The organism is Streptomyces sp. BPTC-684 (assembly GCF_030028635.1).
GTDB classification, from domain to species: Bacteria; Actinomycetota; Actinomycetes; order Streptomycetales; family Streptomycetaceae; genus Streptomyces; species Streptomyces noboritoensis.
Genome location: NZ_CP124863.1, coordinates 1669346 through 1695868, shown reverse-complemented (window position 1 = coordinate 1695868; position 26523 = coordinate 1669346). Strand labels below are relative to the sequence as shown.

At 72.9% G+C, this 26523-nt stretch carries 6 protein-coding genes and 18 pseudogenes; 20 read left to right on the top strand and 4 right to left on the bottom strand.

The annotated features are described in order from the left end of the window. The first annotated feature begins 91 nt into the window (after positions 1 to 91). The 6 genes and pseudogenes from QIY60_RS07475 (at position 92) to QIY60_RS07450 (ending at position 4355) form a co-directional block, all read left to right on the top strand. Positions 92 to 595 carry a hypothetical protein gene (locus QIY60_RS07475; RefSeq protein ID WP_283141688.1) on the top strand — a complete coding sequence of 168 codons (504 nt, stop codon included), beginning with the start codon at positions 92 to 94 and terminating at the stop codon, positions 593 to 595. Then, positions 592 to 753 carry a hypothetical protein gene (locus QIY60_RS07470; protein ID WP_283141687.1) on the top strand — a complete coding sequence of 54 codons (162 nt, stop codon included), beginning with the start codon at positions 592 to 594 and terminating at the stop codon, positions 751 to 753. The genes QIY60_RS07475 and QIY60_RS07470 overlap by 4 nt, the downstream gene beginning before the upstream one ends. A gap of 65 nt (positions 754 to 818) precedes the next feature. Further along, positions 819 to 1775, top strand: a pseudogene (locus tag QIY60_RS07465) (NAD-dependent epimerase/dehydratase family protein). After that, a pseudogene (locus QIY60_RS07460) lies at positions 1763 to 2504 on the top strand (spherulation-specific family 4 protein). The pseudogenes QIY60_RS07465 and QIY60_RS07460 overlap by 13 nt, the downstream one beginning before the upstream one ends. 63 nt (positions 2505 to 2567) lie before the next feature. Then, a pseudogene (gene moeZ, locus QIY60_RS07455) lies at positions 2568 to 3743 on the top strand (adenylyltransferase/sulfurtransferase MoeZ). Positions 3744 to 3869: 126 nt separating this feature from the next. Beyond that, on the top strand, positions 3870 to 4355 hold the full coding sequence (locus QIY60_RS07450) for a hypothetical protein (RefSeq protein ID WP_283141686.1): 486 nt from the start codon (positions 3870 to 3872) through the stop codon (positions 4353 to 4355). 53 nt (positions 4356 to 4408) lie between these two features. On the opposite strand, the pseudogene QIY60_RS07445 reads toward QIY60_RS07450, so the two are convergent. The 3 pseudogenes from QIY60_RS07445 to QIY60_RS07435 all read right to left on the bottom strand — a co-directional run. Further along, positions 4409 to 5944 (bottom strand): annotated as a pseudogene (locus tag QIY60_RS07445) (alpha/beta hydrolase); the annotation flags it as partial. A 190-nt stretch (positions 5945 to 6134) separates the two neighbouring features. After that, a pseudogene (locus tag QIY60_RS07440) lies at positions 6135 to 7682 on the bottom strand (alpha/beta hydrolase). Between the two features lie 80 nt (positions 7683 to 7762). Next, positions 7763 to 10403, bottom strand: a pseudogene (locus QIY60_RS07435) (lysylphosphatidylglycerol synthase domain-containing protein); the annotation flags it as partial. A 420-nt stretch (positions 10404 to 10823) separates the two neighbouring features. On the opposite strand from QIY60_RS07435, the pseudogene QIY60_RS07430 reads away from it, so the two are divergent. The 6 genes and pseudogenes from QIY60_RS07430 to nudC form a co-directional block, all read left to right on the top strand. After that, positions 10824 to 11166: pseudogene (locus tag QIY60_RS07430) on the top strand (MGMT family protein); the annotation flags it as partial. Between the two features lie 386 nt (positions 11167 to 11552). Continuing rightward, positions 11553 to 14901, top strand: a pseudogene (locus tag QIY60_RS07425) (ATP-dependent DNA helicase). Between the two features lie 84 nt (positions 14902 to 14985). Continuing rightward, complete coding sequence (locus QIY60_RS07420; protein ID WP_283141685.1) at positions 14986 to 15873, top strand: hypothetical protein; 888 nt, start codon at positions 14986 to 14988, stop codon at positions 15871 to 15873. A 63-nt stretch (positions 15874 to 15936) separates the two neighbouring features. After that, positions 15937 to 19559: pseudogene (locus tag QIY60_RS07415) on the top strand (UvrD-helicase domain-containing protein); the annotation flags it as partial. Positions 19560 to 19691: 132 nt separating this feature from the next. Then, positions 19692 to 21104: pseudogene (locus QIY60_RS07410) on the top strand (dipeptidase). Between the two features lie 120 nt (positions 21105 to 21224). Continuing rightward, positions 21225 to 22124: pseudogene (gene nudC / locus QIY60_RS07405) on the top strand (NAD(+) diphosphatase); the annotation flags it as partial. Positions 22125 to 22223: 99 nt separating this feature from the next. Here nudC and QIY60_RS07400 read toward each other — a convergent pair. Next, positions 22224 to 22463 (bottom strand): annotated as a pseudogene (locus QIY60_RS07400) (mycoredoxin). A gap of 330 nt (positions 22464 to 22793) precedes the next feature. Here QIY60_RS07400 and QIY60_RS32730 point away from each other — a divergent pair. The 8 genes and pseudogenes from QIY60_RS32730 to QIY60_RS07365 form a co-directional block, all read left to right on the top strand. Next, a pseudogene (locus QIY60_RS32730) lies at positions 22794 to 22880 on the top strand (hypothetical protein); the annotation flags it as partial. Between the two features lie 104 nt (positions 22881 to 22984). Beyond that, the gene (locus tag QIY60_RS07395; protein WP_283145846.1) at positions 22985 to 23509 is read left to right on the top strand and encodes a UvrD-helicase domain-containing protein; all 525 of its coding nucleotides are present in this window, start codon (positions 22985 to 22987) and stop codon (positions 23507 to 23509) included. Positions 23510 to 23576: 67 nt separating this feature from the next. Beyond that, a pseudogene (locus QIY60_RS07390) lies at positions 23577 to 23825 on the top strand (ATP-dependent DNA helicase); the annotation flags it as partial. A 124-nt stretch (positions 23826 to 23949) separates the two neighbouring features. After that, entirely contained in the window at positions 23950 to 24861 is a 912-nt protein-coding gene (locus QIY60_RS07385; RefSeq protein ID WP_283141684.1) for a 3'-5' exonuclease, read from the top strand. A 173-nt stretch (positions 24862 to 25034) separates the two neighbouring features. Next, a pseudogene (locus tag QIY60_RS07380) lies at positions 25035 to 25363 on the top strand (hypothetical protein). Positions 25364 to 25522: 159 nt separating this feature from the next. After that, positions 25523 to 25877: pseudogene (locus tag QIY60_RS07375) on the top strand (WhiB family transcriptional regulator). Then, positions 25874 to 26196 (top strand): annotated as a pseudogene (locus QIY60_RS07370) (hypothetical protein). The pseudogenes QIY60_RS07375 and QIY60_RS07370 overlap by 4 nt, the downstream one beginning before the upstream one ends. A 112-nt stretch (positions 26197 to 26308) precedes the next feature. After that, positions 26309 to 26493 (top strand): annotated as a pseudogene (locus tag QIY60_RS07365) (hypothetical protein). Positions 26494 to 26523 lie beyond the last annotated feature (30 nt).

The window sequence follows — 26523 nt, the reverse complement described above, 5'->3', positions numbered from 1 at the left end:
CCGCGATCGCCGCCGGGGCCGCCGCCGTCGGCGCCGCACTCGCGTACGCCGTCCGCCGCCCCCTGCGGACCCGCCGCGGCGCCGGGCTGCCATGGGCGCTCTGGCTCGCCGCCTACGCCGTCGCGGGCAACGGCCTCCTGGACGCGCTGGTCGCGGCGGCCCGGACGGCGGCCCCGGCAGCCCGAGCGGCTGGGCCGCCGACCCGGCGGCCGCGGTCGGCCTCACCCTGGCCGTCGCCCCCGCCACCTGGTGCGCCCGCCTCTTCGCCGTACGCGCCCGGCGCGTCCTCGCCACCAGCCGCGGCCTGGAGGAGTTCACCGGCTGCTCCCGCCCGCTCCTGCTCGGCGCGGTCGCCCTGTTCCTGGCCGTCCTCGCCGCGATCCTGCTGACCGGCCGACCCGCGTACGGGCACGGCTCGTTCGCGTCCGCCGCCGCACCCGGCGCGCTGCTCTTCCTGGCGCGGCTGCTCACCCTGCACGGCTTCGCACCGGCCGCCGCCGCCGGACTGCGGGCGGCGGCCTGCGCCGAGGCGCCGCCCTCGCCCTGGTGCTCGCCGGCCGTCTGCCGGGCTGCGGAGTCCTCGCCCGCCCGGTGACCGCCGCCGTCGAGGAGGCGGCGCGGGCCGTCCCGGCCGCCGTCTGCGGCGCGGTCGCCCTCGCCCTGCTCGTCCGGACCACGGTCCTCGCCGCGCCTCGGCCCACTCCGTACGCCCACCGACCCCCGAACAGCACTACACGCATTGACGCGCACTGATGCCCGAAGGAGAACGAGACACATGACCGCCCTGCCTCCTGCCGACCGCACGGAAAGGCCGTGCGATGAGGGTGCTACTGCTCGGTGCCAACGGATATCTGGGCCGTTTCGTCGCCGACCGCCTGCTCGCCGACCCGGCCGTCCAGCTCACCGCGCTCGGGCGCGGCGACGACGCCGACGTACGGTTCGACCCCGCCTCCGGCAGCGGGAGCCCTCACCCGCTTCCTGGACGCCGTCCACCCCGGGGTCGTGATCAACTGCGCCGGCGCCACCCGCGGCGGGGCCCGCGAGCTGACCCGGCACAACACGGTCGCCGTCGCCACCGTCTGCGAGGCCCTGCGCCGCAGCGGCGCGGGGCCCGCCTGGTACAGCTCGGCTGCGCCTCCGAATACGGGCCCTCCCAGCCCGGGTCCTCCACCGCCGAAGACGCCGTGCCGCGCCCCGGCGGCCCGTACGGCGGCAAGCTCGCCGGGACCGAGCTGGCCTCGGCTCCGCCTCGACGCCATCGTGCTGCGGGTCTTCTCGCCGGTCGGGCCCGGCACGCCCGCCGGCTCCCTGCTCGGCCGCCTCGCCGAGGCGATGCGCCGGGCCATGCAGTCCGGCGACGGCGAGCTCAAGCTCGCCGGGCTCGGCGTGCAGCGCGACTTCGTGGACGTCCGCGACGTCGCCCGCGCCGTGCACGCCGCCTTCCTCCGCCGCCCAGGGCGTCGTCAACATCGGGACCGGCCGCTCGGTGAAGCTGCGCGACGCGGCCGCCGTCCTCGCCCGGGTCGCCGGGTACGGCGGCGCGCTCCACGAGGTGGACGCCGGGCCGGGGCTGCGGCCGGGCGTCATCGGCGCCCGCCCGTCCGCCGACGCCGTACTGGAGCATCTGGCGGCCTCCCCGGCCCTTCCCCGACGGCTGCGGCAGCTGGCAGCAGGCCGACGTCCGCACCGCGCGCGACCGGCTCGGCTGGCGGCCGCGGATCAACCTGGAGGAGTCGCTGGCCGACATCTGGATGGAGGCGGCGTGCCGCATCTGACCACCACCGGCGTCCCGCGCGCGGCGACCTCGGGACGGCTCGGGTTCGGCGTCCCTGGCTGCGCGCACCTGCTGGTCGCCCTGGTCGAGTGGGCCGAGCTGACCCGCCCGGGCACCCGCTGCACTGGGCGGTCCTGAACGTCGCCGACGGCCCGGGCACCCGGCCCGACCCGCACCGCCTGGAGGCCGCCGGAAAGCTGCGCAACGCGGGCATCCGGGTCCTGGGCCACCTCGACACCGCGTACGGGACGCGCTCCTTCGGCGAGCAGATCTCCGACGCGCACCGCTTCCTCGACTGGTACCGCGTCGACGGCTTCCTGCTGGGCCGCTGTCCCACGGACCGGGACGCGCTGGCGGAGGTGCGGCGCACGGTGTCGACCCTGGAGCCCTGCGCGAGGGCGCCCACCTGGTCCTCGGCCAGGTGCCCACCTGCCCGGGTAACGCGGAGACCGCCGACCAACTGGTCACCTTCACCGGGCCGTGGAGCGAGTACCGGTGGTCGCAAGTGGCCGAGTGGACCGCCACCTACCCGGCGGAGCGCTTCTGCCACTTCGTCCACGGGGTGCCCCGCAGCCACCTCGACGAGGCCCTGCGGATCGCCTGGCAGGGCGCGGGCACGATCTACTTCACCGACCGGGGCGACGCCGGGGGACAAATGAACCCATTCGAGACACTGCCCGGCTACTGGGACGAAATCGTCTCGCGTATCGGACCAGGTATCTCGGAATGAGAAGTGGCGTGGCAGTGTTACGGCAAGAACAACCGTACTGACATACCGACCGACGGAGCTTCCGTGTCGCTGCCACCCTTGGTAGAGCCGGCTGCCGAGCTCACCGTAGACGAGGTCCGCAGGTACTCGCGCCACCTGATCATTCCCGATGTCGGGATGGACGGGCAGAAGCGGCTGAAGAACGCCAAGGTGCTCTGTGTGGGCGCCGGCGGCCTCGGCTCGCCGGCCCTGGTACCTGGCCGCCGCCGGTGTCGGCACGCTCGGCATCGTCGAGTTCGACGAGGTCGACGAGTCGAACCTGCAGCGCCAGATCATCCACAGCCAGGCCGACATCGGCCGCTCCAAGGCCGAGTCCGCCAAGGACTCGGTGCTTGGGATCAACCCGTACGTGAACGTGGTCCTGCACGAAGAGCGGCTCGAAGCCGAGAACGTGATGGACATCTTCAGCCAGTACGACCTGATCGTCGACGGCACGGACAACTTCGCCACCCGGTACCTCGTCAACGACGCGTGCGTGCTGCTCAACAAGCCGTACGTGTGGGGCTCGATCTACCGGTTCGACGGCCGGGCCTCGGTCTTCTGGTCCGAGTACGGCCCCTGCTACCGCTGCCTCTACCCGGAGCCCCCGCCGCCGGGCATGGTCCCTCCTGCGCCGAGGGCGGCGTCCTGGGCGTGCTCTGCGCGTCCATCGGCTCCATCCAGGTCACCGAGGCGATCAAGGTCCTCGCGGGCGTCGGCGAGCCGCTGGTCGGCCGACTGATGATCTACGACGCCCTGGAGATGCAGTACCGCCAGGTGAAGGTCCGCAAGGACCCCGACTGCGCGGCTCGCGGTGCGAACCTGACCGTCACCGAGCTCATCGACTACGAGGCCTTCTGCGGCGTTGTCTCCGAGGAGGCCCAGGAGGCGGCGCTCGGCTCGACGATCACTCCCCGGCAGCTCAAGGAGTGGATCGACGCCGACGAGAAGATCGAGATCATCGACGTCCGCGAGCCGAACGAGTACGAGATCGTCTCCATCCCGGGCGCCAAGCTGATCCCGAAGAACGAGTTCCTGATGGGCAACGCCCTCCAGGACCTGCCGCAGGACAGGCGCATCGTGCTGCACTGCAAGACGGGCGTCCGCTCGGCCGAGGTGCTCGCGGTCCTGAAGTCCGCGGGCTTCGCGGACGCGGTCCACGTCGGCGGCGGCGTGATCGGCTGGGTCAACCAGATCGAGCCGGAGAAGCCCGTCTACTGATAGCGGTCCCGGGCCGTAGGACATTTGTCCTGCGGGACCCGGGACAGTCATCTCTGCCGTGGTCGGTGCCCCCTGAGCGAAGCTCTCTGTTGTCAGCGAGAGAGCGCGAGCGAAGGGGGCACTGTGATGAGCACGGTGGCAATCGAGAACCAGGTCCGCACGGGTGGAACCGAGGCCCAGGCGGAGACCGAGGCCGGGACCTCGGTACAGGCCGGGACCACGGTGCAGCCGGAGATCAAGGGCCTGCCCACCTGGTACTTCCCGCTGGTCGGTTGCTTCGCCGGGGTCTTCGACATCGCCCGCGCGTACCCGGTGGTCTACTGGCTGATCCCGGTCGTGGCCGCCCTGAACATCGCCCTCACCCTCACCGTGCTTCGCGCCCGGATGCGCTACATGCAGGCGCTCTGGAAGAACAAGCGCACCCGCCTGCTCGCCCTCGACCTGCTCGGTGTGCGCTTCGCGGTCCGCTTCGGCCTGGGCTTCGCCGGCCTCGCGATGGGCGCGGCGAGCGGCGGCCTCGTCGTCGGCATCGTGATGGCGGTGCTGGGCACGGCGATGGCCTGGGGCGACCAGTGGCTGATCCTGCGCACGCTCAAGCGCGCCCAGGCCTGACGGCCACCTGACCGGACCCGAGCCCGGCCGCTCCCGGTCCGCGTCCGCTGGGACGAGCAGACGGTCCTGTTCGCCGGGACCTTGCCCTCCAGCAGATACGCGTCGACGGTCCGCACCACACAGGTGTTGCCCTCGGTGTACGCGCCGTGGCCCTCGCCCTTGTTGGTCAGCAGCACCCCCACTTTGGCGCCCAGCTTGTCCGCCATCCTCTTCGCGCCCTCGTACGGGGTCGCCGGGTCGCCAGTGGTGCCCACCACCAGGACCGGACCCGCCCCCGGGGCGCTCGCCCGGCACGTCCTGCTCGCCCGGCACCGGCCGGTTCGCGCACCAGCCGGCCGTGTCCCAGGCCAGGAACTCCCCGAAGACCGGCGATATCTTCCGGAACTCCGGCAGCAGCGCCCTCGCCTGCGCGGCGGTCGGCCGGGCCTTGCTGTCGTCGCAGGAGATCGCCCGCTGCGAGTGGCTCTGCGTCCTGCAACGCCCGCTCTTGGAGCGGTCGTTGTACAGTCGGCCATCGCGAGCAGCAGATTGCCGGTGCCGCGCTCCTGGACCTCGGTGAGCGCCTGGGTGAGGTAGGGCCAGCTCTCCTTCGAGTACAGCGGCATGACGATGCCGGTCAGTGCCAGGGTCTGGTTGAGCCCCCGCCCGCTCGACGTGGGCAGCGGCCGCTCGTCGAGCCGCGACAGAGCTTCGCGATCCGCTCGGTGCCCGCCTCGGGTCCTGGCCGGTCGACTTCAGGTAGTCGTCGAGCGCCCGCTGGAAGCCGGTGGCCTGGTTCCGGGCGTGGCCCACCGTGTCGGCGGTCGGGTCGACCACCGCGTCCAGGACGGTCCGCCCCACGTTGTGCGGGAACAAGTGGGCGTAGGTGCCGCCCAGTTCGGTTCCGTACGATATTCCGAAGTAGTTGAGCTTGCGTCGCCGAGGACCTGGCGGAGCAGGTCCATGTCCCAGGCCGCGTTGCTCGTCCCCACATACGGCAGGACCTTCCCGGCGGCGTGCGCAGCCCGCGCCAAGTCGGCGCCGTCCTTGAGGAAGGCCTCCTCGGCCGGGTGTCCGGGTGGCGTCGATCCGCCGCTCGGCGTCCGCCTGTTCCTTGTCGTCGCGGCACACCACGCCGGAGCTCTTGGCGACGCCGCGCAGGTCGAAACCGACCAGGTCGTAGCGGGAGTTGAGGGAGCGGAAGGTGTTCGCGGCCTGCGGCAGGATCTCGACGCCCGAGCCGCCGGGGCCGCCGAAGTTGAAGAGCAGCGAGCCGATGCGCTTGTCCTTGTCGCGCGCCTGCTTGCGCACGAGCGCGACGGAGATGGTGTCACCGGCCGGTTTCGCGTAGTCCAGCGGCACCTTGACCTCGGCGCACTGCCACCCCGAGCTCTTGCATGAACTCCAGCGCGGCCGCTGCCCGGTGAGTGCGTCCGGCAGCGCCCGCGCCTTGTCGTCCGTGCTCCGCGTCGGCGCGGCGGATGCCGTGCTCTTCGGCGGGCCGTGGCGCCCGGGTCCTTCCCGCCGGAGTCGCAGCCTGCGAGGAGCCCGGCCGCCAGCACGGCGACCGCGGCCAGTGCTCCTGCCCGTACACGTACAAGACCGTTCATGAACGCCCCCGCAGGCCGAGTGAATCAAGTCCAGTCATCGTAGGCGGGCCCACGGACAATGCCCCGCGAGCCCGTTTGGCACCGGCCCGGGCGCCGCCCGGCACCGGCCCAGAGCCCTGCCCGGCGCGGGCCGGGAGGTCGCCCGACACCGGCCACCGAGCCTGCCGGCGCGGGCCGGGGCTCGCCCGGGCTACTGGCAGACCGTCCCGGACGCCGGGGCCCTGCCGTCCAGCAGATACGTGTTCACCGCGTCCTGCACGCACTTGTTGCCGCTGTTGTACGCCCCGTGCCCCTGCCCTTGTACGTCAGCTCCACGCCGACGCCCGGCCCGAGCTCCGCCATGTGCTTGGCGCCCTCGTACGGCGTGGCCGGGTCGCCGGTGTTGCCGACGACCACGATCGGCGCCGGAGCGCTCACGTCCGGGGTGCTCCACTGGCCGGGCACAGGCCGGGCGGTGCAGCCCAGCAGACCCCAGCCGAGGAAGTCGCCGAAAACGGGGACGCCTTGCGGAACTCGACAGCTTGGCCTTCGTTTGGTCCAGTGAGTAACGGTCCTTGAAATCAGCACAGTTGATGGCGGTGTTGGCCGCCTGGATGTTGCTGTACGTACCATCCTTGGCCCGGCCGTTCATCGCGTCGGACAGGGCGAGGAGGAGCGCGCCGCTCCTGCCCTCCGCCTCGTCCACGCCCTGCTCCAGGAGCTGCCGGTACCCTTGGAGTAGAGGGCTGGGCGATGCCGTTGGTCGCCTCGGTCTGCGTCAGCATGCGGTGCCGCTGCCCGGGATGGGCTGCTTGTCGAGCCCGGCGAGCAGCTTGACGATGACGTCCTCGACCTCCTTCGCGTTCGACCCGGCCAGCTGGCACCGGTCGCCCCGGTCCACGCAGTCCTGGGCGAAGTTGTCCAGGGCGAGCTGGAAGCCCTTGGCCTGCCCGAGCGCGCCCTGCTCGGCGGTGCTGGTGGGGTCGACGACGGCGTCGAAGACGGCCCGGCCGACGTTCTTGGGGAACAAGTGGGCGTACACGCCGCAAGTTCGGTCCCGTAGGAGATCCCGAAGTAGTACAGCTTGTCGTCGCCCAGAACCTGGCGCATCAGGTCCATGTCGCGCGCGGCGCTGGTGGTGCCGACGTGGGGCAGGACCCGCCCCGAGTTGGACCGGCAGGTCGCGGCGAACGACTTCATGTTGTCGGTGAGGGACTTCTCCTCGGCCGCGTCGTCCGGAGTGAAGTCCTGCGCGAAGTAGCGGTCCAGCTGGCTGTTGCTCTCGCACTCCACGGGCGCGCTGGAGCCGACCCCGCGCGGGTCGAAGCTCACCAGGTCGTAGCGGGCCCGGAGTCGTCGTAGTCGCCCGCGGCGGCGGCAGGGTGGTCACCCCGGAGCCGCCCGGCCCGCCGAAGTTGAAGATCAGCGACCCGATGCGCTTGTCCTTCTCGCGGGCCTCGGCCCGGATGAGCGCGAGCTCGACCGACCCGGCGTCGGGCTTGTCGTAGTCGAGGGGCACGCGCATGGTGGCGCACTTCCACTCGCCACCGCCGGGCGGCGGCGAGGGCGCGTCCCCGCTCCCCTCCGCCTGGGAGGGCGCGCCGCACTTCTTCCAGTTCAGCTTCTGGGAGGCGAGCGCCGACGCCTTGGCCGGGGACGACTCCTTGGTCCCGCTGTCGGAGCACCCGGTGGCGGCGAGCAGCAGGGCGGCGGTGGCGGTGGCGAGAGAGGCGGCACGCAGGGCGGCGGAGTTCTCCATGCCCTCCATCGTGGGCCCTGTCAGCCGGGACCCGCGCGAAACCGCAGGCCATGCGGGTGGCCGCCCTGCGCGGGCCCGTCAAGCTCGCCCCTGCGGGTCAGATAGTTGAAGCACAGCCAGCCCGGCAGCACCGGCAGCCAGAAGGTGAGCAGCCGGTAGAGCAGCACGGCGGAGGCCGCCGTCTCGGCCGGCAGGCCCGCGATGGTCAGGGCCGTGGAGAGCGCCAGCTCGACGGCGCCGACACCGCCCGGCGTCGGGGCGGCCGATCCCAGCGCGTTGGCGGTGAGGAAGACCACCGCGACGCTCGCGTAGCTGAGGGTGTTGTCGCCGGAGCCGAACGCCCGGATGGACGCGTCCAGGCACATCACGAAGGTGCCGGTGATCAGCAGTATTCCGCCGATGCCGGTGAGCAGCTTCTGCGGCCGCTGGAGCACGTCCAGCATGCGCGGCACCACTCCGGCGAACAGCGACCGGACCCGGTGACGACGAACTTCCGCAGGAAGGGAATGGCGGTGACCACCAGGATCAGCACCGCGGCCGTCAGCAGACCCGCGATCACGGTCCGGGACGGCGACAGGTCCGGCGTCTTCTCGGTGCCCGTCACATAGCCGAAGACCAGCAGCAGCGAGATGTGCGAGGCGAGCCCGAACAGCTGCGAGGCGCCCACACTCGCCACCGCGAGCCCGGGGCGGACCCCGGCGCGCTGGAGGAAGCGGGTGTTGAGGGCCACACCGCCGACCGCCGCCGGGGCGGCCAGCTTCACGAACGAGCCCGCGACCTGCGCGATCACGGCCCGTCCGAACGGCACCTTCTCGGGTACGAAGCCCAGCAGGCTCGCCGCCGCCGCCGGGTAGGAGAGCGCCGAGAAGAGCACGGCCGCCGCCACCCAGCCCCACTGCGCGTTCGCGACGAGATCGCCGAACTTGATGTGGGTGATCTGCACCAGCAGGTAGTACGCGGCGATGGCACCGGCGACGAACGTCAGCAGGGTCTTCACCTTGATGCGCTCCAGGCGCACCGGCTCCACCGGCGCCTGCGGGCGGATCAGCAGCACCTGGGCGCGGATCTGGGTGAGCAGATCGTCCTCGCGCGCGTTCTCCAGGGCCTCGTCGATGGCCTCCTTCTCGGCTTTCTTCTCGGCGCGCACGGCCTTGTTCTCGGCCCGTACGGCCTTGCGCTCCTCCCCGGCGGCCGACGGCTGCTCGGGGGCGCTCGGCACCTCGGCGTCGCGCTGTCTGGCCTCCGCCACCTCGGCGGCCCGTGCCTCCTTGGCAGCGAGCGACGCCTCGATGACGGCCTCGCGCTCGCGCTGCGCCTGCTCGCGCGCCAGGCGGCGCAGCGTCGCGCGCGTGGAGCAGCTCAGCGCGATCGGCTGGAGCAGCGGCAGGCTGTCGGCGACGGTGTCCAGGCCGAGCACGTCCACGGCGGCGGCCACCGCGCGCTCGGCGCCGACCCGCAGCCCCAGGGTGACCAGGAGCTGCGCGATGTCCATCCGCAGGACCACATCGCCGGCCGCGATCTCGCCGCCGCGCAGATCCGTGAGGATCACCGTGCCGGAACGATCCACCAGGATCGCGTCCCCCGCGAGCCGGCGGTGGGCGATGCGCCGCGACTGGAGCGCGCGCACCTGCCGCCAGGCGCTGCGCATCAGCTCGTCGGTGATCTCCTCGTCGTCCAGCGAGTCCAGGGGCGCCCGCCGGTGTGCTCGTACACCAGCATCACGGCGTCCAGGCCGAGCTCGGAGGTGGCGATGAGCTTCGGCGCGTGCGCCCCGGCCGCGATCGCCGCGTACGCGAGCAGCGCCTCCTGCTCCAGGGCCTGGCGCAGCGACTGGATGGAGCGGCGGGTGGTGATGGAGCGCAGGGTCAAGCGCCGCCACACCCGGTAGAAGAAGCCCTGGGCCTGCTGCTCGCGGTCGACGACGGTGACGTCGAGCGGCGGCGCGTCCTCCAGGGTCACGAAGTAGCGGCGGCCCCGGTCGCCCTGCTCCATGGAGTCCGGGACGTCCTCGGCGCGCATCGCGGTGAGCGGCCGGAAGCCCACGTTCCGCAGCCCGGCGAGGAGGGTCTGCCCGGTGGGCCGGACGTTGGGCGAGCCCACCGCGTACAGCGTTCCGTAGGCGACCGTCCAGCCGATCAGGACCGTGACGAGGATCGAGAAGGCGGTCGTCTGGCCGCCGACGAGCACGGCGAACGAGTTGAGCAGCAGGACCGCCCACAGGGCGACCCGCCAGCGCGGTCTGCGGGCCATGCCGACGGCCGTCATATAGGCGATGACCAGGGCGAGGTAGCCGTGCACAGGGTCGGTGAGACCGCCCGAGCCGGACTGCTGGGTGAGCGCGCTGGTGATCGACTCGGGTGCCGACTTGGCCACGCAGAGATCGGTGGCGAGGGCGGCGCCGTGGGCGAGCACGGCCGCGAGCACACCGTCCGCGATGCGCAGCCCGTCGCGTTTGATCAGCCGCTCGATGGCGAAGGCGACCGGCAGGATCAGCACGGCGATGGAGGAGACCAGACCGGCCAGCCGGATCAGTACGTCCGGCGCCTGGTCGAGGCCCTTGCTGATGTCCTGTTCGAGGCCGGACGTGGTGTGGTGGGCGATGGCGGCGATGGTGAGCACGATCGCGATGGCCAGCACACCGCTGATCAGCCGTACGAGGTCGGAGGGGCGGTGCACGCGCGCGGGGAGCGGCGGTTCGTCCACGGAGACGCGTTCGATGGAGGCCGAACCCTCACAGGCCTCGAAGCCGGACCCGGACTCCTTCTCCGCCGCCCCGCGCAGCGGAGGCGGCCGTCGCCGGAGGGGGCCACGGACGAGGCCCTGGCGCCGGGCGCGGCCTTCGTGCCGGAAGCGGGTACGTCGGACCGCGCCCCCGTCTCCGGGGGTGCCGGCCGCCGCTCGGGTGGCTGACCGCCCGCTCCTTCGCCGTCTGGTCCGCTGTCCGCCGGTCTGGCCTTCGGTCTGGTCTTCGTGCTCTCGTACACCGGTCACCGCCCGCATGATGGTGGCCTGACCAGGCTCCGCAGGGGGCATCAGGGTGCGTCGAGAGGGCGTACGCCGTGCGGTACGCGCCCTGTGGCCATGGTGCGCGCGGTGAGGGGGCGCCTGCTCCCCGGTCCACTGTCGGTGGCGTACGGCAGGATGGACAGGGTGAGCGATGAGCTTCCGGAACTCCCGGAGTATGCCGAACGGGTCCTGGACGTCGCCGAGCAGATCCCGCCCGGCCGGGTGATGACGTACGGGGACGTCGCCGAATGGCTGGGCGAGGGCGGCCCCCGCGGTCGGCCGCGTCATGGCGCTGTACGGCGGCGCCGCGCCCTGGTGGCGCGTGGTGCGCGCGGACGGAGCGCTGCTGCCCGGCCATGAGCTGCGCGCCCTCGGCCACTACCGGGAGGAGTCCACGCCGCTGCGCGAGGCGAGCCGGGCCGCCGAGGGGCATCTGCCGCGCCTCGACATGCGCCGGGCGCGCTGGGACGGCGGCGCGGAAGGCGCCGGGGGCGCGGAGAGCCGTTCCGGCGCGCCGGGGACATACCGGCCGCGCGTGCGGCGGGCGCGGAGCGCGAGGTCGGCGGCGGGCGGCTCATATCTGACAGCTTCGGCCATCGGGCGTCCCCGGGGCGGCCGCAGGCCCGTACGGATGACTCGCGGCGTGCCGGGCGCGCTTCGGCGTACCGTCGACAGTCGGCACGGCCCCCGTCCGTACCCCCATCACCAGCACCACCCACCAGGACCGGCGATCCACGTGAGCTCCTCCTCCTTCACCGGGCGTACGACGTACCCCCAGGTACGACGGCAGTCCGCCGGCGCGTACCGACTGGTACGTACCCCGTGAGCCAGGTGGACCCCTTGCTGGACGCACGGCAGCGGGCGGTGGTTGACCATGGCCGGGGGCCGCTGCTCGTCCTCGCCGGGCCCGGCACCGGCAAGACCACGACGCTCGTCGAGGCGGTCGCGGCCAGGGTGGCCGCCGGGACCGACCCCGAGCGGATCCTCGTCCTCACCTTCAGCCGCAAGGCGGCGGTGGAGCTCCGCGACCGGATGGCGCTGCGGCTCGGCGGCACCCGGGGCCCGCAGGCCACCACCTTCCACTCCTACTGCTACGCCCTGGTCCGCGCCCACCAGGACGCCGACCTGTTCGCCGAGCCGCTGCGCCTGCTGTCCGGCCCCGAGCAGGACGTGGCCGTGCGCGGTCTGCTGGCCGGTCAGCTCGACCTGGAGCGCGAGGGCTCGCCCCGTCCGCTGGCCCGACGAGCTGCGCGCCTGTCTGACCACGCGCGGCTTCGCCGACGAGGTGCGCGCGGTGCTCGCCCGCAGCCGCGAGCTGGGCCTCGGTCCTGACGCGCTGGCCGACTTCGCCCGGCGCACCGGCCGCCCGACTGGCGTGCGGCGGCCGCCTTCTTGGCCGAATATCTCGACGTCCTCGACCTCCAGGGCGTACTGGACTACGCGGAACTGGTCCACCGGGCGGTGCTGCTCGCCGAGCGCGCCCCGCACTCCGGCACGTCGTCCCACGTCTCCTCCTCCGCCCCGTCGTACGGGCCCGCTCTGGCCGATGCGTACGACGCGGTGTTCGTGGACGAGTACCAGGACACCGACCCGGCTCAGGTCCGCCTGCTGCGGGCCCTCGCGGGCGGTGGCCGCACGCGGCGCCTTCGGCGACCCGGACCAGTCGATCTACGCGTTCCAGGGCGCCGACGTCAGCTAGATCCTCGACTTTCCGGACACGTTCCGGCGCTCCGACGGCACTCCGGCGCCGGTCGAGGTGCCGACGACGTCGCGCCGCTCGGGCGAGGCGCTCCTGGCGGCGACCCGGCTGCTGACCCGGCGGATGCCGATGCCGCGCCTGCCGTCCGAGAAGGTACGGGCCCACCGCGAGCTCGCGGCGGTACGCGCGGGCGGGCGCGTCGAGGCGTACACCTACCCGACGGCCTCCACGGAGCTGGAGAACATCGCGGACATCGTCCGGCGCGCCCATCTGGAAGAGGGCGTTCCGTGGCACGACATGGCGGTCCTGACCCGCGCGGGCACCCGTGCCCTGCCGGCCCTGCGCCGCGCCCTGACGTCGGCGGGCGTCCCGGTGGAGGTGGACGGCACGGACATCCCGCTGCGCCACGAGCCCGCGGTGACGCCCCTGCTGACGGCCCTGCGAGCGGTGGCGACGGCGGCGCTGCTCGGCCCGGCGGAGGGGGCGAGGAGAGGGCGGGTGCGGCCGCTGACGGGGACGTTGCTGCCGACAGTGACACGGCCGATGGCGGCGTGGCAGGGGGCGGCGGCTCGGCAGGTGAGTCCGACGCGGCAGATGACGTCGCCACGGCAGATGTCGGCGACGTGGCCGCCGACGGTCACACGGCCGGTGACACCCCGCCCACCTGGCTCGACCCCGAGACCGCCCTCGACCTGCTCACCTCGCCCTCGGAGGCATGGACAGCGCCGACATCCGCCGCCTCGGCCGCGCCCTGCGTGACGAGGAGCGGGCGGCGGGCAACGTGTGCCGCCGCCCTCGGACGTCCTCCTCGCGCGTGCTCGCCGAGCCCGAGCGGCTCGTCGCGCACGACCCCGCGTACGCCGGGGCGCCCAGCGCCTGAGCGCGCTGCTGCGCAAGGCCCGCGAGCTCCTGGAGGGCGGCGGCACCGCGCCGAGGCCCTGTGGAGCTGTGGAGCGGCACCCCGTGGCCCCAGCGCCTGGAGCGCACCGCGCTGCGCGGCGGCACGGCCGGACGCAACGCCGACCGCGACCTGGACGCGGTGTGCGCGCTGTTCGACACCGCGGCGCGCGCCGAGGAGCGCACCGGCGGCCGGGGCGCGCTCAACTTCCTGGAGGAGGTCGACGCCCAGGACATCGCCGCCGACACCCTCACCCGCCGCGCCGTGCGCCCCGACGCCGTACGCCTCATGACCGCCCACCGCTCCAAGGGCCTGGAGTGGAGCCTGGTCGTCGTCGCGGGCGTCCAGGAAGGGCTCTGGCCCGATCTGCGCCGCCGGCCTCGCTCCTGGAGGCCGACCGCATCGGACGCGACGGCCTCGCCGAACCGCTCACCCCGGCGCCCTCCTGGCCGAGGAGCGCCGCCTCTTCTACGTCGCCGCCACCGGCGCGCGCGACCGTCTCGTCGTGACGGCGGTCAAGGCCCCGGCCGACGACGGCGACCAGCCCCCGCTTCCTCGCCGAGCTCGGCGAGGAGCCGAACATAACGGGCCGGCCGCCGCCCGCTGGCCGTCGCCGCGCTGGTGGCGGAGCTGCGCGCCACCACCGTCGACCCGGAGGCGTCCGGCGCTGCTGGACGCCGCCGCCCGCCGTCTCGCCCGCCTCGCCGCCCTCACCGACGACGAGGGCCAGCCGATGGTTCCCGCGGCCCACCCGTACCGCTGGTGGGGGCTGAACGAGCCGACGCGCTCCGCGGTTCCCCTGCGCGACCGCGATCACCCGGTCGTGCTCTCCGGCAGCGCGCTCGACCAGCTCGCCAACACCCGTGCGCTGCAGTGGTTCCTGGGCCGGAGGTGAAGGCCGACGCGCCCGCGACCGCCGCGCAGGGCTTCGGCAACGTGGTGCACGTCCTCGCGGACGAGGTCGCCTCCGGACGTACGCCTGCCGACCTGGCCGTGCTGATGGAACGGCTTGACTCGGTGTGGGACGCGCTGGCCTTCGACGCGCCCTGGAAGTCGGCCCAGGAGAAGAACAACGCGCGCGTGGCGCTGGAGCGGTTCCTGCGCTGGCACACGCTCGACCGGACGGGCCGCACCCCCGTGGCCACCGAGCACGACTTCGACGTGACGCTGGAGGCGGGCGAGTACGAGGTCCGCATCCGCGGCTCCATGGACCGGTGGAGCGGACGAGGCGGGCCGCGCCTACGTAGTCGACTTCAAGACCGGCAAGCAGGCGCCCACCGCGAACGAGGTGGCCGCGCATCCGCAGCTGGCCGTCTATCAGCTGGCGGTCGAGCGGGGCGCGGTCGACGAGGCGTTCGCGGGCGGGCGCCCCGCGCCCGGCGGCGCCGAGCTGGTCCATCTGCGCCAGAGCGCCCCCAAGAAGGAGGGCGGCGAGGCGTACCCGAAGGTCCAGGCGCAGGAGCCGCTGGCGGGGAGTGGGTCGGCGACCTCCTCGCCACGGCGGCGGGCCGCGTCCTGGACGAGCACTTCACCCCGAACCCGGGCCAGCACTGCACGAACTGCACATTCCGACGTCGTGCTCGGCCCAGCCGGAGGGGCGGCAGGTGCTGGAGTGACGGATGCGGCGGTGGGGGCGCTGTATTGATGGGGCCACGACAGTCGCCCACGTCGCGGGTTCATCGGTCTGTGAGGAGAGACGCATGCGGGTCAGTCGGAAGGTTCTGGTCGTCGCGGTGGTCTGTACGACCGCTGTCGCCGGTCTTGCGGGCTGCGGCAAGGACGGCGACACCAAGGCCAAGGGCGTTTCCGAAGCCAAGAAGCCGTCCGCCACGGCGTCCCCGACGCCCGCCGACCTGTTCGCGGGGATGACCCCCGACGCGATCGCCGACAAGGCGGTCGGCGTGACGAAGGCGGCGAACACCGTCAAGGTGGCCGGCGCGGGCATCTCCGACGGTGAGCACATGACCATGCAGGTCACGGTCACCCGCCAGGGCAACTGCTCGGGCAAGGCGACCGTCAAGGGCGGCACGGTCAGCGTGCTCAAGGCCGATGCCAAGTCCTACTACGTGAAGGGCGACGAGAAGTTCTACCGGGCCATGGCGAAGGAGGACGGCACCCCCAAGCGGGAGGCCGACGCCATGATCGAGGTCCTCAAGGGCCGCTGGATGAAGATGCCGGCGGACGCCCTGAAGAAGTCCAAGAAGCGCCGCGGCAAGGCGTCCGGCGACGACATGGGCCAGTTCTGCGTGCTCTCCGAGCTCGTCGCGGGCATGGACGACGACAAGGCCGACCGCACCGGGATGACCAAGGGCGCCGACACCGTCGTCGCCGGTGTGCCCGCGGTCACGCTCACCAAGAAGAAGAGCGACGGCTCCGTCACGATGTACGTCGCCAAGCAGGGGCCGGCCCGTCTGCTGAAGGTCGCCGAGACGGGCGGCGACGAGCCGGGCACCGTCACCTTCAGTGACTACGACAAGCCGGTGACGATCACCCCGCTGCCCGCCGACCAGATCATGGACCTGGAGAAGCTGGGCATGAAGCCGGGCGGCGGCTCCGGCTCGGGCGGGACCGACGAGCTGAAGGTCTGACGCACGGGGCGCGCCCCGTGCGGGGTGCAGGGAGCGTCACACCGACGCCGACGGGGACCACGGTTGTCAGTGGCCCCCGTTAGCCTCTCTGGGTGTTCCCTCCTCACCGACCCCGAAGAGCTCAAGGAGCTCCTCGGCATCCCGTTCACCCCGGAGCAGACGGCGTGCATCACCGCCCCGCCCGCCCCGCAGGTCGTCGTGGCCGGCGCCGGGTCCGGGAAGACCACCGTGATGGCGGCCGGGTGGTCTGGCTGGTCGGCACCGGGCAGGTCGCCCTCGAGCAGGTCCTCGGCCTGACCTTCACCAACAAGGCCGCGGGCGAGCTCGCCGAGCGGGTCCGGACCGCCCTGGTCCGGGCGGGCATCACCGACCGGACGCGATCGACCTGGACAACCTGCCGGGCGAGCCCCTGATCTCGACGTACCACGCGTTCGCCGGACAGCTCCTGACCGATCACGGCCTGCGGATAGGGCTGGAGCCCACCTCCCGGCTGCTCGCGGACGCCACCCGCTACCAGCTCGCGGCCCGCGTGCTGCGCGAGGCGCCCGGCCCCTACCCCGCGCTGACGAAATCCTTCGCCTCCCTCGTCAGCGACCTGCTGGCGCTGGACGCGGAGCTCGCCGAGCACCTCGTACGACCGGAGGAGCTGAGGGCGTACGACCGGGCGCTGCTCCGCGCCCTTGAGGGCGCCAGGCTCAGCAACGCGGATCTGCGCAAGGTGCCCGAAGCGGCCGAGGGGCGGCTGGAACTCCTCGACCTCACCGTCCGTTACCGGGATGCCAAGAAATCCCGTGACCTGCTCGACTTCGGCGACCAGATCGGGCTCTCCGCCGAGCTCGCCCTCACCCGCCCCGAGGTCGGCCGGATCCTGCGCGACGAGTTCCGCGTCGTGCTGCTCGACGAGTACCAGGACACCTCGGTCGCCCAGCGCCGGCTGCTCGCCGCCCTGTTCGGCGAGGGGACCGGACACGCGGTGACCGCCGTCGGCGACCCCTGCCAGGCCATCTACGGCTGGCGCGGCGCCTCGGTGGCCAACCTCGACGACTTCCCGCGCCACTTCCCGTACGAGGACGGCAGCCCCGCCACCCGCCACTCGCTCGGCGAGAACCGCCGCAGCGGCGGCCGTCTGCTCGACCTCGCCAACTCGCTGGCCGCGCCGCTGCGCGCGATGCACGCGGGCGTGGAGGCGCTGCGCCCCGCCCCCGGCGCCGAGCGCGACGGCACGGTCCGCATCGCGCTGCTCGACACCCACCAGGAAGAGATCGACTGGCTCGCGGACTCCCTGGCACACCTCGTCCGTACCGGCAAGGAGCCCGGCGAGATCGCCGTCCTGTGCCGGACCGCGGGCGACTTCCGCAGATCCAGGGCGCACTCGTCGCGCGCGACATCCCCGTCGAGGTCGTCGGCCTCTCCGGGCTGCTCCACCTCCCGGAGGTCGCCGACCTCGTGGCGGTCTGCGAAGTCCTCCAGGACCCGGGCGCCAACGCCTCGCTGGTCCGTGTCCTGACCGGCCCGCGCTGGCGCATCGGCCCCCGCGACCTCGCCCTGCTCGGCCGCCGCGCCCGCCATCTCGTACGGCGCGAGAGGGCCGGGTCCGACGACCCGGACCAGCGGCTCGCGGACGCCGTGGAGGGCGTCGACCCGGCGAGGTGATCTCCTCGCGGACGCGCTCGACACCTTCCTGGAGTCGGGCGACGGCGAGGACGACGAGCTGCCGTTCTCGGCCGAGGCACGGGTCCGCTTCGCCCGGCTCGCCGCCGAGCTGCGCGATCCGCGCCGCTCGCTCGCCGACCTGCTCATGGACGTGCTCCACCGCGTGCTCACCACCACCGGCCTGGAGGTCGAGCTCTCGGCCTCGCCGCACGCCCTGGCCGCCCGCCGCCGCGAGACCCTCGCCAACTTCCTGGACATAGCGGCGGGGTTCGCGGCCCTCGATGGCGAGGCCTCGCTCCTGGCCTTTCTCGGCTTCCTGCGCACCGCCGCCCAGTACGAGAAGGGCCTGGACAACGCCCTGCCCGGCGGCGAGAACACGGTGAAGGTGCTCACCGCCCACAAGTCCAAAGACTTGAGTGGGACGTGGTCGCCGTCCCCGGCCGGTCACCGGAACCTTCCTCCACCCAGTCACGAGAGGCCTGGACGGCCCAGGCCAAGGCCCTCCCGCACGCGCTGCGCGGCGACGCCCAGACCCTCCCGGCCACTCGGAGTGGGACGCCAAGGGCCTCAAGGCCTTCAAGGAGGAGCTGAAGGAGCACCAGCACACCGAGGAACTGCGCCTGGGCTACGTCACGTTCACACGCCCCCGCTCGCTGCTCCTCGGCTCGGGCCACTGGTGGGGCCTGAGCCAGAAGAAGCCGCGCGGCCCGTCCGGGTTCCTGCACGCGCTGTACGCCCACTGCGAGGCGGGCCACGGCGAGATCGAGGCCTGGGCGGACGAGCCGGCCGAGGACGCCGAGAACCCGGCCCTGAGCGAGTCGGCCGCCACACACGCGTGGCCGCTCCTGCTCGACCCCACATCCCTGGCACGCCGACGGGCGGCGGCGGGACGGTCCTGGCGTACCTGGACGGGGGCGGCGGGTGCGGAAGAGCCGTACTACGCGCGCGAGGACGAGGACTCGGTTCACGCGCGCGTGAAGGACGGCTTCCTCTACGAGGCCGACTTCCTTTACGAGGACGGGCCCTACGAGGACGACCCGCTCCCGCCCGACGACTTCGACGGCTTCGACGCTTTCGGTGACGCGGACGACCTGGCAGACGACCTGGATGCCCTCTCCGCGCTGGAGGACGGCTGGGAGAGCCAGCCGACGCAGCGCCCGGCACCGGCGGAGCACCTGGCACCGACGCAGCGCCCGGCACCGGCGGAACACCCGGCACCGGCGGAACACCGGGCACCGACCCAGCGCCGGGCACCGGCGGAGTCCCGCCCCGGCCGACGCCCACGCGCGCCGACGCCCGCCCAGCCCTCCCGCCCCCGTACTGACTCCCGTACCGACTCCGCCCCGCAACCCGTCCTCACCCCCGAGGAGCGCCGCGCCATCGCCTCCTGGGACCGCGACCTGGAGGCGCTCACCACTGAGCTCCGCCGCGCCCGCGCCACCAGCCGCGAGGTCCAGGTGCCGCCCTCGCTCACCGCCTCCGACCTGCTGAGGCTGGCCGCGGACCCGGACGGCTTCGCCCAGGAGCTGGCCCGCCCGATGCCGAAGCCGCCGCAGCCCGCCGCCCGCCGCGGCACTCGGTTCCACGCCTGGGTGGAGTCCGCTTCGAGGAGTTGCCGCTGCCCATGCTCGGCCCCGACGAGCTCCCCGGCGGTGACGAGAGCGACGCCGACATCGCGGACGAGCGCGACCTGGCGGCCCTCAGGGAGGCGTTCGAGCGCTCCCCGTACGCCCGGCGCACCCCGCTCCGCACCGAAGCGCCGGTCCAGCTCACGCTGGCGGGCCGGGTCATCCGCGGCCGCATCGACGCGGTGTACCCGGGCGAGCGGCCGGGCACGTACGAGATCGTCGACTGGAAGACGGGCCGCGGTGCCACCGGCGACCCGCTCCAGCTCGCCGTCTACCGGCTCGCGTGGGCCGAGCAGCACGGCGTCCCGCTGGAATCCGTCACGGCCGCCTTCCGTACGTACGTACAGGGGACACGTCCGCCCCGCCCGCCTCCCGGGCCGCGCCGAGCTGGAGCGGATCCTGCTGGGGAGCAGGGGAGAGGGCGACGGCGGGGCCGAGCACGGGCACGTGCGCGAGGAGGCCGCCCTCGCATCCCCACCCCACCCGGCCGGGACACCGGCGGACATCCCCCACCACCGGCCGGATAGGCTCAATGGCATGAGCGAGACCCCGGACAGCGCCGTCCAGACCGCAGCCGACGACACCGTGCGCGCGTACATCGAGCAGCACCGCGCCGCCTTCCTCGACGACCTCGCGCAGTGGCTGCGGATCCCGTCCGTGTCGGCCCAGCCCGAGCACGACGGCGACGTACGGCGCAGCGCCGACTGGCTGGCCGCCAAACTCAAGGAGACCGGCTTCCGGTCACCGAGGTCCTGCAGACGCCGGGTGCCCCGGCCGTCTACGCGGAGTGGCCCTCCGGCGACCCCGAGGCCCCCACCGTGCTCGTCTACGGCCACCACGACGTGCAGCCCGCCGCGCGCGAGGACGGCTGGCACACCGAGCCCTTCGAGCCGGAGCTGCGCGACGGCCGGCTGTACGGGCGGGCGCGGTTGACGACAAGGGCCAGGTGTTCTTCCACACCCTGGGCGTGCGCGCGCACCTCGCCGCCACCGGCCGCACCGCGCCCGCCGTCAACCTCAAGCTCCTGGTCGAGGGCGAGGAGGAGTCCGGCTCGCCGAACTTCCGCGCTCTCGTCGAGGCGCACGCGGACCGCTTCGCCGCCGACGCCGTGATCGTCTCCGACACCGGCATGTGGTCGGAGAACACACCTACGGTGTGCACGGGCATGCGCGGCCTCGCCGAATGCGAGATCCGGCTGTACGGACCGGACCAGGACATCCACTCCGGCTCCTTCGGCGGCGCCGTGCCCAACCCGGCCACCGCCGCCGCCCGCCTGGTCGCGGCGCTGCACGACGCCGACGAGCGGGTCGCCGTGCCCGGCTTCTACGACGGCATCGCCGAGCTGACGGACGCCGAGCGCGAGCTCGTCGCCGAGCTGTCCTTCGACGAGGCCGAGTGGCTGCGTACCGCCAAGTCCCGCGCCGCCCACGGCGAAGCCGGATCGACCCTTGAGCGCGTCTGGGCCCGGCCGACCGCCGAGGTCAACGGCATCGGCGGCGGCTACCAGGGCCCCGGCGGCAAGACGGTCATCCCCTCGTCGGCGATGGTGAAGTTGTCGTTCCGGCTGGTCGCCGGGCAGGATCCGGAACGGATCGAGAAGCTCGTCACGGAGTGGGTCGCCACGCAGGTCCCGGCCGGCATCCGGCACGAGATCGCCTTCAGCGCGGGCACCCGCCCTGTCTGACGCCGCTGGACCACCCGGCCCTGCAGTCCGTCGTACGGGCCATGGGCCGCGCCTTCGGCCAGAAGATCCGCTTCACGCGCGAGGGCAGCTCCGGCCCGGTCGCCGACCTCCAGGACGTGCTCGGCGCGCCGGTGCTCTTCCCGGGGATCTCCGTCCCGTCCGACGGCTGGCACGCGCGCAACGAGAAGGTCGAGGTCGACCTCCTCCTCAAGGGCGTCGAGACCACCGCCCACCTGTGGGGCGACCTCGCCGCCGTACGGCGGTGAAGGGCCCCGCCCGACGCACCACCGCCGAACGAACACCGCTGAACCCATCCACCCGGGGAGTTGGAAGCACCTGTGAGCACCACCAGCACCACCAGCAGTGACGCCACCGCGGACCGGCCGATCGGCCTCGCCACACCCATCAGCCTCACCGAGCCGAGCGGCATGACCGCGCGGCCCACCACCGCCTGGACGAGGCCTGGCTGGCGGCGGCCTGGAGCCACCCGACGACCAGGGTCTTCGTGGTCTCCGGCGGACAGGTCCTGATCGACGACACCGCCGACGGCCGTACGGAACTGGTGATGACCCCGGCCTTCGAGGCCCCCGTCACCGAGACCCACCGCTACTTCCTGGGCACCGACGACGACGGCGTCAGCTACTTCGCGCTCCAGAAGGACTCCCTGCCGGGCCGGATGGACCAGTCAGCGCGCGCGGCGGGCCTGCGCGAGGCCGGGCTGCTCCTGTCGCCCCGGGACGCGGGCCTGATGGTCCACGCGGTCGCCCTGGAGAACTGGCAGCGGCTGCACCGCTTCTGCTCCCGCTGCGGCGAGCGCACGGTCATCGCGGCCGCCGGCCACATCCGCCGTTGCCAGGCGTGCGGCGCCGAGCACTACCCGCGCACCGACCCGGCCGTGATCATGCTGGTCACGGACGAGGAGGACCAGGCGCTGCTCGGCCGCCAGGTGCACTGGCCGGAGGGCCGCTTCTCGACCCTGGCCGGCTTTGTCGAGCCCGGCGAGTCCATCGAGCAGTCGGTGCGCCGTGAGGTCTTCGAGGAGGCGGGCGTCACGGTCGGCGAGGTCGAGTACGTGGCCAGCCAGCCCTGGCCGTTCCGTCCAGCCTGATGCTCGGCTTCATGGCGCACGCCACGTCGTCCGAGATCAACGTGGACGGCGAGGAGATCCACGAGGCCTGCTGGTTCTCCCGCGAGGACCTGCGCGCCGCCTTCGAGTCGGGCGAGGTCCTGCGCCGTACGGCATCTCGATCGCGGCCCGCCTCATCGAGCTCTGGTACGGCAAGCCGCGCCCAGGCCCACGCACTGAGCCCGGCGCCCACGGGCCCCGGCACACGGAGGACCCCACCGCGCCGGTGGGGGCCCTCTACCGCGCGTGGTGCGGAGGCTCAGACGCCTATCTTCTGCTTGACCTGCGCGAGCGACGGGTTCGTCAGCGTCGAGCCGTCGGCGAAGAGCACGGTCGGCACCGTCTGGTTGCCCCGTTGGCCTTCTCGACGAAGGTCGCCGACTCCAGGTCCTGCTCGATGTTGATCTCGTTGTACGTGATGCCCTCGCGGTCCATCTGGCTCTTCAGCCGACGGCGGGCCGCACCACGTGGTGCTGTACATCGTCACAGTGCCCGGCATGCTCTCGCACTCCTCATGTTCGGCTCGATGGGTGGATCTCGGTCGGTGGCGCTCAGCGGGTGAGCGCCAAGGGTTGAACGTACGCGATCGGGCCGCCATTCCCGAGCGACGCGGGGAGACAGCGGGGCGGCAGCGGGAGGCATTGGTACGACGAATCCCGCCCCCTGTGGACAACGCGTCCCGTCCGCCCCCGCCGACCTGGCAGCATGGCGGGGTGACATCAGCAACGCACTCCTCCCTCTTCCCACAGGTCCCCGACTCGGCGGACGCGGTGCTCGACGGCCTCGACCCCGAGCAGCGCGAGGTCGCGACGGCCCTGCACGGACCGGTGTGCGTGCTGGCCGGAGCCGGGACGGCAAGACCCGCGCGATCACCCACCGGATCGCGTACGGGGTGCGGGCCGGGATCCTGCAGCCCGGTGTGCTGGCCGTCACGTTCACCAATCGCGCGGCGGGCGAGATGCGCGGCCGGCCCAGCTCGGCGCGGGCGGCGTCCAGGCCAGCACCTTCCACTCGGCCGCCCTGCGCCAGCTCCAGTACTTCTGGCCCAAGGCGGTCGGCGGTGGGCTGCCCCGGCTGGTCGAGCGCAAGGTGCAGCTGGTCGCGGAGGCGGGCGCCCGCTGCCGCGTCCGGCTCGACCAGGGCGAGCTGCGGGACGTCACGGGCGAGATCGAGTGGGCGAAGGTACCCAGACCGTTCCCGCCGACTACCCGGCGGCGGTCGCCAAGTCCCAGCGCGACGCCCGCGCGACCCCGCCGAGATCTCCCAGATCTACGGGACGTACGAGGAGCTCAAGCGCGACCGAGGGATGATCGACTTCGAGGACGTGCTGCTCCTCACGGTCGGCGTCCTCCAGGACCGGCACGACATCGCCGAGCAGATCGAAGCCAGTACCAGCACTTCGTGGTCGACGAGTACCAGGACGTCAGCCCCCTCCAGCAGCGCCTCCTGGAGCTGTGGCTCGGCGAGCAGGACAGCCTCTGCGTCGTCGGCGACGCCAGCCAGACGATCTACTCGTTCACCGGCGCCACCCCGACCACCTGCTGAACTTCCGCACCCGCCATCCGAACGCGACGGTGGTGAAGCTGGTGCAGGACTACCGCTCGACCCCCAGGTGGTGCACCTCGCCAACGGCCTGCTCGGCCAGGCGCGCGGCCGCGCCGCCGAGCACCGCCTCGAACTCGTCTCCCAGCGCGAGGCGGGCCCCGAGCCGGTCTATACGGAGTACGGGGACGAGGCCGAGGCCGAGGGCGTCGCCCGGCGCATCCGCGACCTGATCGCCTCCGGGGTCTCGGCCGGCGAGATCGCCGTGCTCTACCGGATCAACGCGCAGTCGGAGATCTACGAGCAGGCCCTCGCCGACGCGGGCGTGCCCTACCAGCTGCGCGGCGCCGAGCGGTTCTTCGAGCGGCCCGAGGTCAGGAGGCGGGCGTCGCCCTGCGCGGCGCGGCCCGCGCGGGGGCAACGACTCGCTCCTCGACGACGCCGTGGACCTGCCGTCCCAGGTCCGGGCCGTCCTCGGCACCAAGGGCTGGACGTCCGCGCCCCCGGCGGGCTCCGGCGCGGTCCGCGACCGCTGGGAGTCGCTGGCAGCGCTGGTCCGGCTGGCGGAGGACTTCGCGCGTGCCAAGCCCGGCGCGACGCTCTCCGACCTGGTGGCCGAGCTCGACGAGCGCGCGGCCGCGCAGCACGCGCCGACCGTCGAGGGCGTCACCCTGGCCTCGCTGCACGCCGCGAAGGGTCTGGAGTGGGACGCGGTCTTCCTGGTCGGTCTCACCGAGGGCTTGATGCCGATCACATATGCGAAGACCGACGAGCAGGTCGAGGAGGAGCGCCGACTGCTGTACGTGGGCGTCACCCGGGCCCGGGTGCACCTGGCCCTGTCCTGGTCGCTCTCGCGCTCTCCCGGCGGTCGGCCGTCGCGACGCCCCAGCCGCTTCCTGAACGGCCTGCGGCCGGGCTCCGCGGCCCTCGGCGCCCGCTCCTCGTCGGCGGGCTCCACGGGCGGGGTCGAGCGCGGCGCCGCCCGCGGAAGGACCCGGCGCGGCCCGGTCCTGTGCCGGGTGTGCGGCAAGACGCTCACCGAAGCCGGTGAGATGAAGCTGATGCGCTGCGAGGACTGCCCCTCCGACATGGACGAGGGTCTGCACGAGCGGCTGCGCGACTGGCGGGCGGGCCAGGCGAGCCTGCTGGGGCAGCCGCCGTACTGCGTCTTCACCGACAAGACCCTGATGGCGATCGCGGAGGCCGTGCCGTCCAGCGGCGGGGAGCTCGCGGTGATCTCGGGGTCAGGGTCCGCAAGCTGGACCGCTTCGGCACCGATGTCCTGGCCATCTGCGCAGGCCAGGAGGTTGGCGGAAGCGATGAGGAGCCCTCTTGAAAACTCGTGGGAAAAATAGTTTGCGCCCGCCCCAGGAATCCCCATAGGTTCTTAACCACGGAAACAGCGGCTTCTCAGAGGCCCTGCGGCCGTGCTCTACTTGCCGTACTTATCCGAATACGCATGGGATCAAGGCCCCCGGGCCCCAGCTCCCCGAGACGCCGAGAGGAGGCGAGACCAGTGACCAGCTTCATGAACTTCACCGGCATCAGCACCGCCAAAATGACCGATCGCTCGGTCGTCGCCACCTGCCCGCTCGGCTCCTCGTTCCAGGGCACCGGTCTGTCCACCGGTGTCTCCGGTCTGCTCGGCCTCTCGGTCGTCATTCCGTCCTCCCTGGCGAGCCTCCCCGTGCGGAACGGCAATGAGCGACCGACCCAGGCACCGGAAGCAGCAGTGGTGAAGGGACAGGCCCAGGCCTATGTCTTCGCGGCGGCCGGTGCCGGAGCCGAGAAGCGACGACGCAGCACCACACGATGTGGGCCTTCCGTGGGCTCGAACCCTGGAGTGATCCAGCCTGATCCAGGATCAGGCGGGCGCCTTCAGGGCCGCGGAACCCCACCGGGGATCCGCGGCCCTTCTGTTTGTCCCCGAACGGGGACGACAGCGCGAAGGGTCTCGGTACCAGCCGAAACCCGGCCGACCGGCCGGACCGACAACAAGACGAGGAAGAAAACACCGTGCAACTCGAAGCGCACGCCCCGTCCGTACCGCCCCAGACGATCCCCCGCCCGGTCGAGGACCCCGCCTTGACCCCTCACCGCGCACCGCGCTCGACGACGCCATCGAGAACCCGGCGTACCCGTCCCCTGCCGCTCGTACGACCCGGAGGTCTTCTTCGCCGAGTCCCCGGCGGACGTCGAGTACGCCAAGTCCCTCTGCCGCACCTGCCCGCTGGTCGGGGCCCGCCTCGCCGGGGCCAAGGAGCGGCGCGAGCCCTGGGGCGTCTGGGGCGGCGAGCTCTTCGTCCAGGGCGTGGTCGTGGCCCGCAAGCGGCCGCGTGGCCGCCCGCGCAAGAACCCGGTCGCGGCATGAACCGCCCGGGAACCATCGACCGCCCCCTCACGAACGACCCCCAGAAGCAGGCCCGATGACGACGTCCGCCAGCGAGCCCATGGGCTCCGCGACCCCAGACTTCACCACCACCGGCGCGAACGCCTCGCGTCAGAACAGGACCCTCGAAATGCAACTCATGCCAGAAGCCCTCGCCCGTGCCCATATGCACGAGCGCCTGCGGCAAGCCGAGGCCGAGCAGCAGGCCATGCGCCTGATCGCCGCCCGGCGGATGCAGCGCCGCGCCGAGCGCGTGTCGATGCGTGCCCGCCGCGCCCTGGCCATGGCCGTCATGCAGTAACGGCCGCACCGTCGGCCAGTGCGCGAAGTGATGAATGAGCGCGCGGGGGCCGGTCCGGACCGGCCCCCCGCGGTCTATGCGCAACCACCGGCCGCGGCGGTATCGTCACGAAATGGACGACCCGACCCAGCCGGTTGCCGAGACCGTTGTGTGCTCGAGCTGCGGCGCCCTGCCGAGAGCACTCCGCCGACCTGGACCTACTCCGTCGAGAACGGCGAGCGTCTCTACTTCTGCGACGCCTGTGCGCGCGCCAACATCCAGGCGATCGAGAGCAGACTCGACTCCGTGTGGTGGTGACCCGCGCGGAGCCCCAGGCCCGCCGGACCG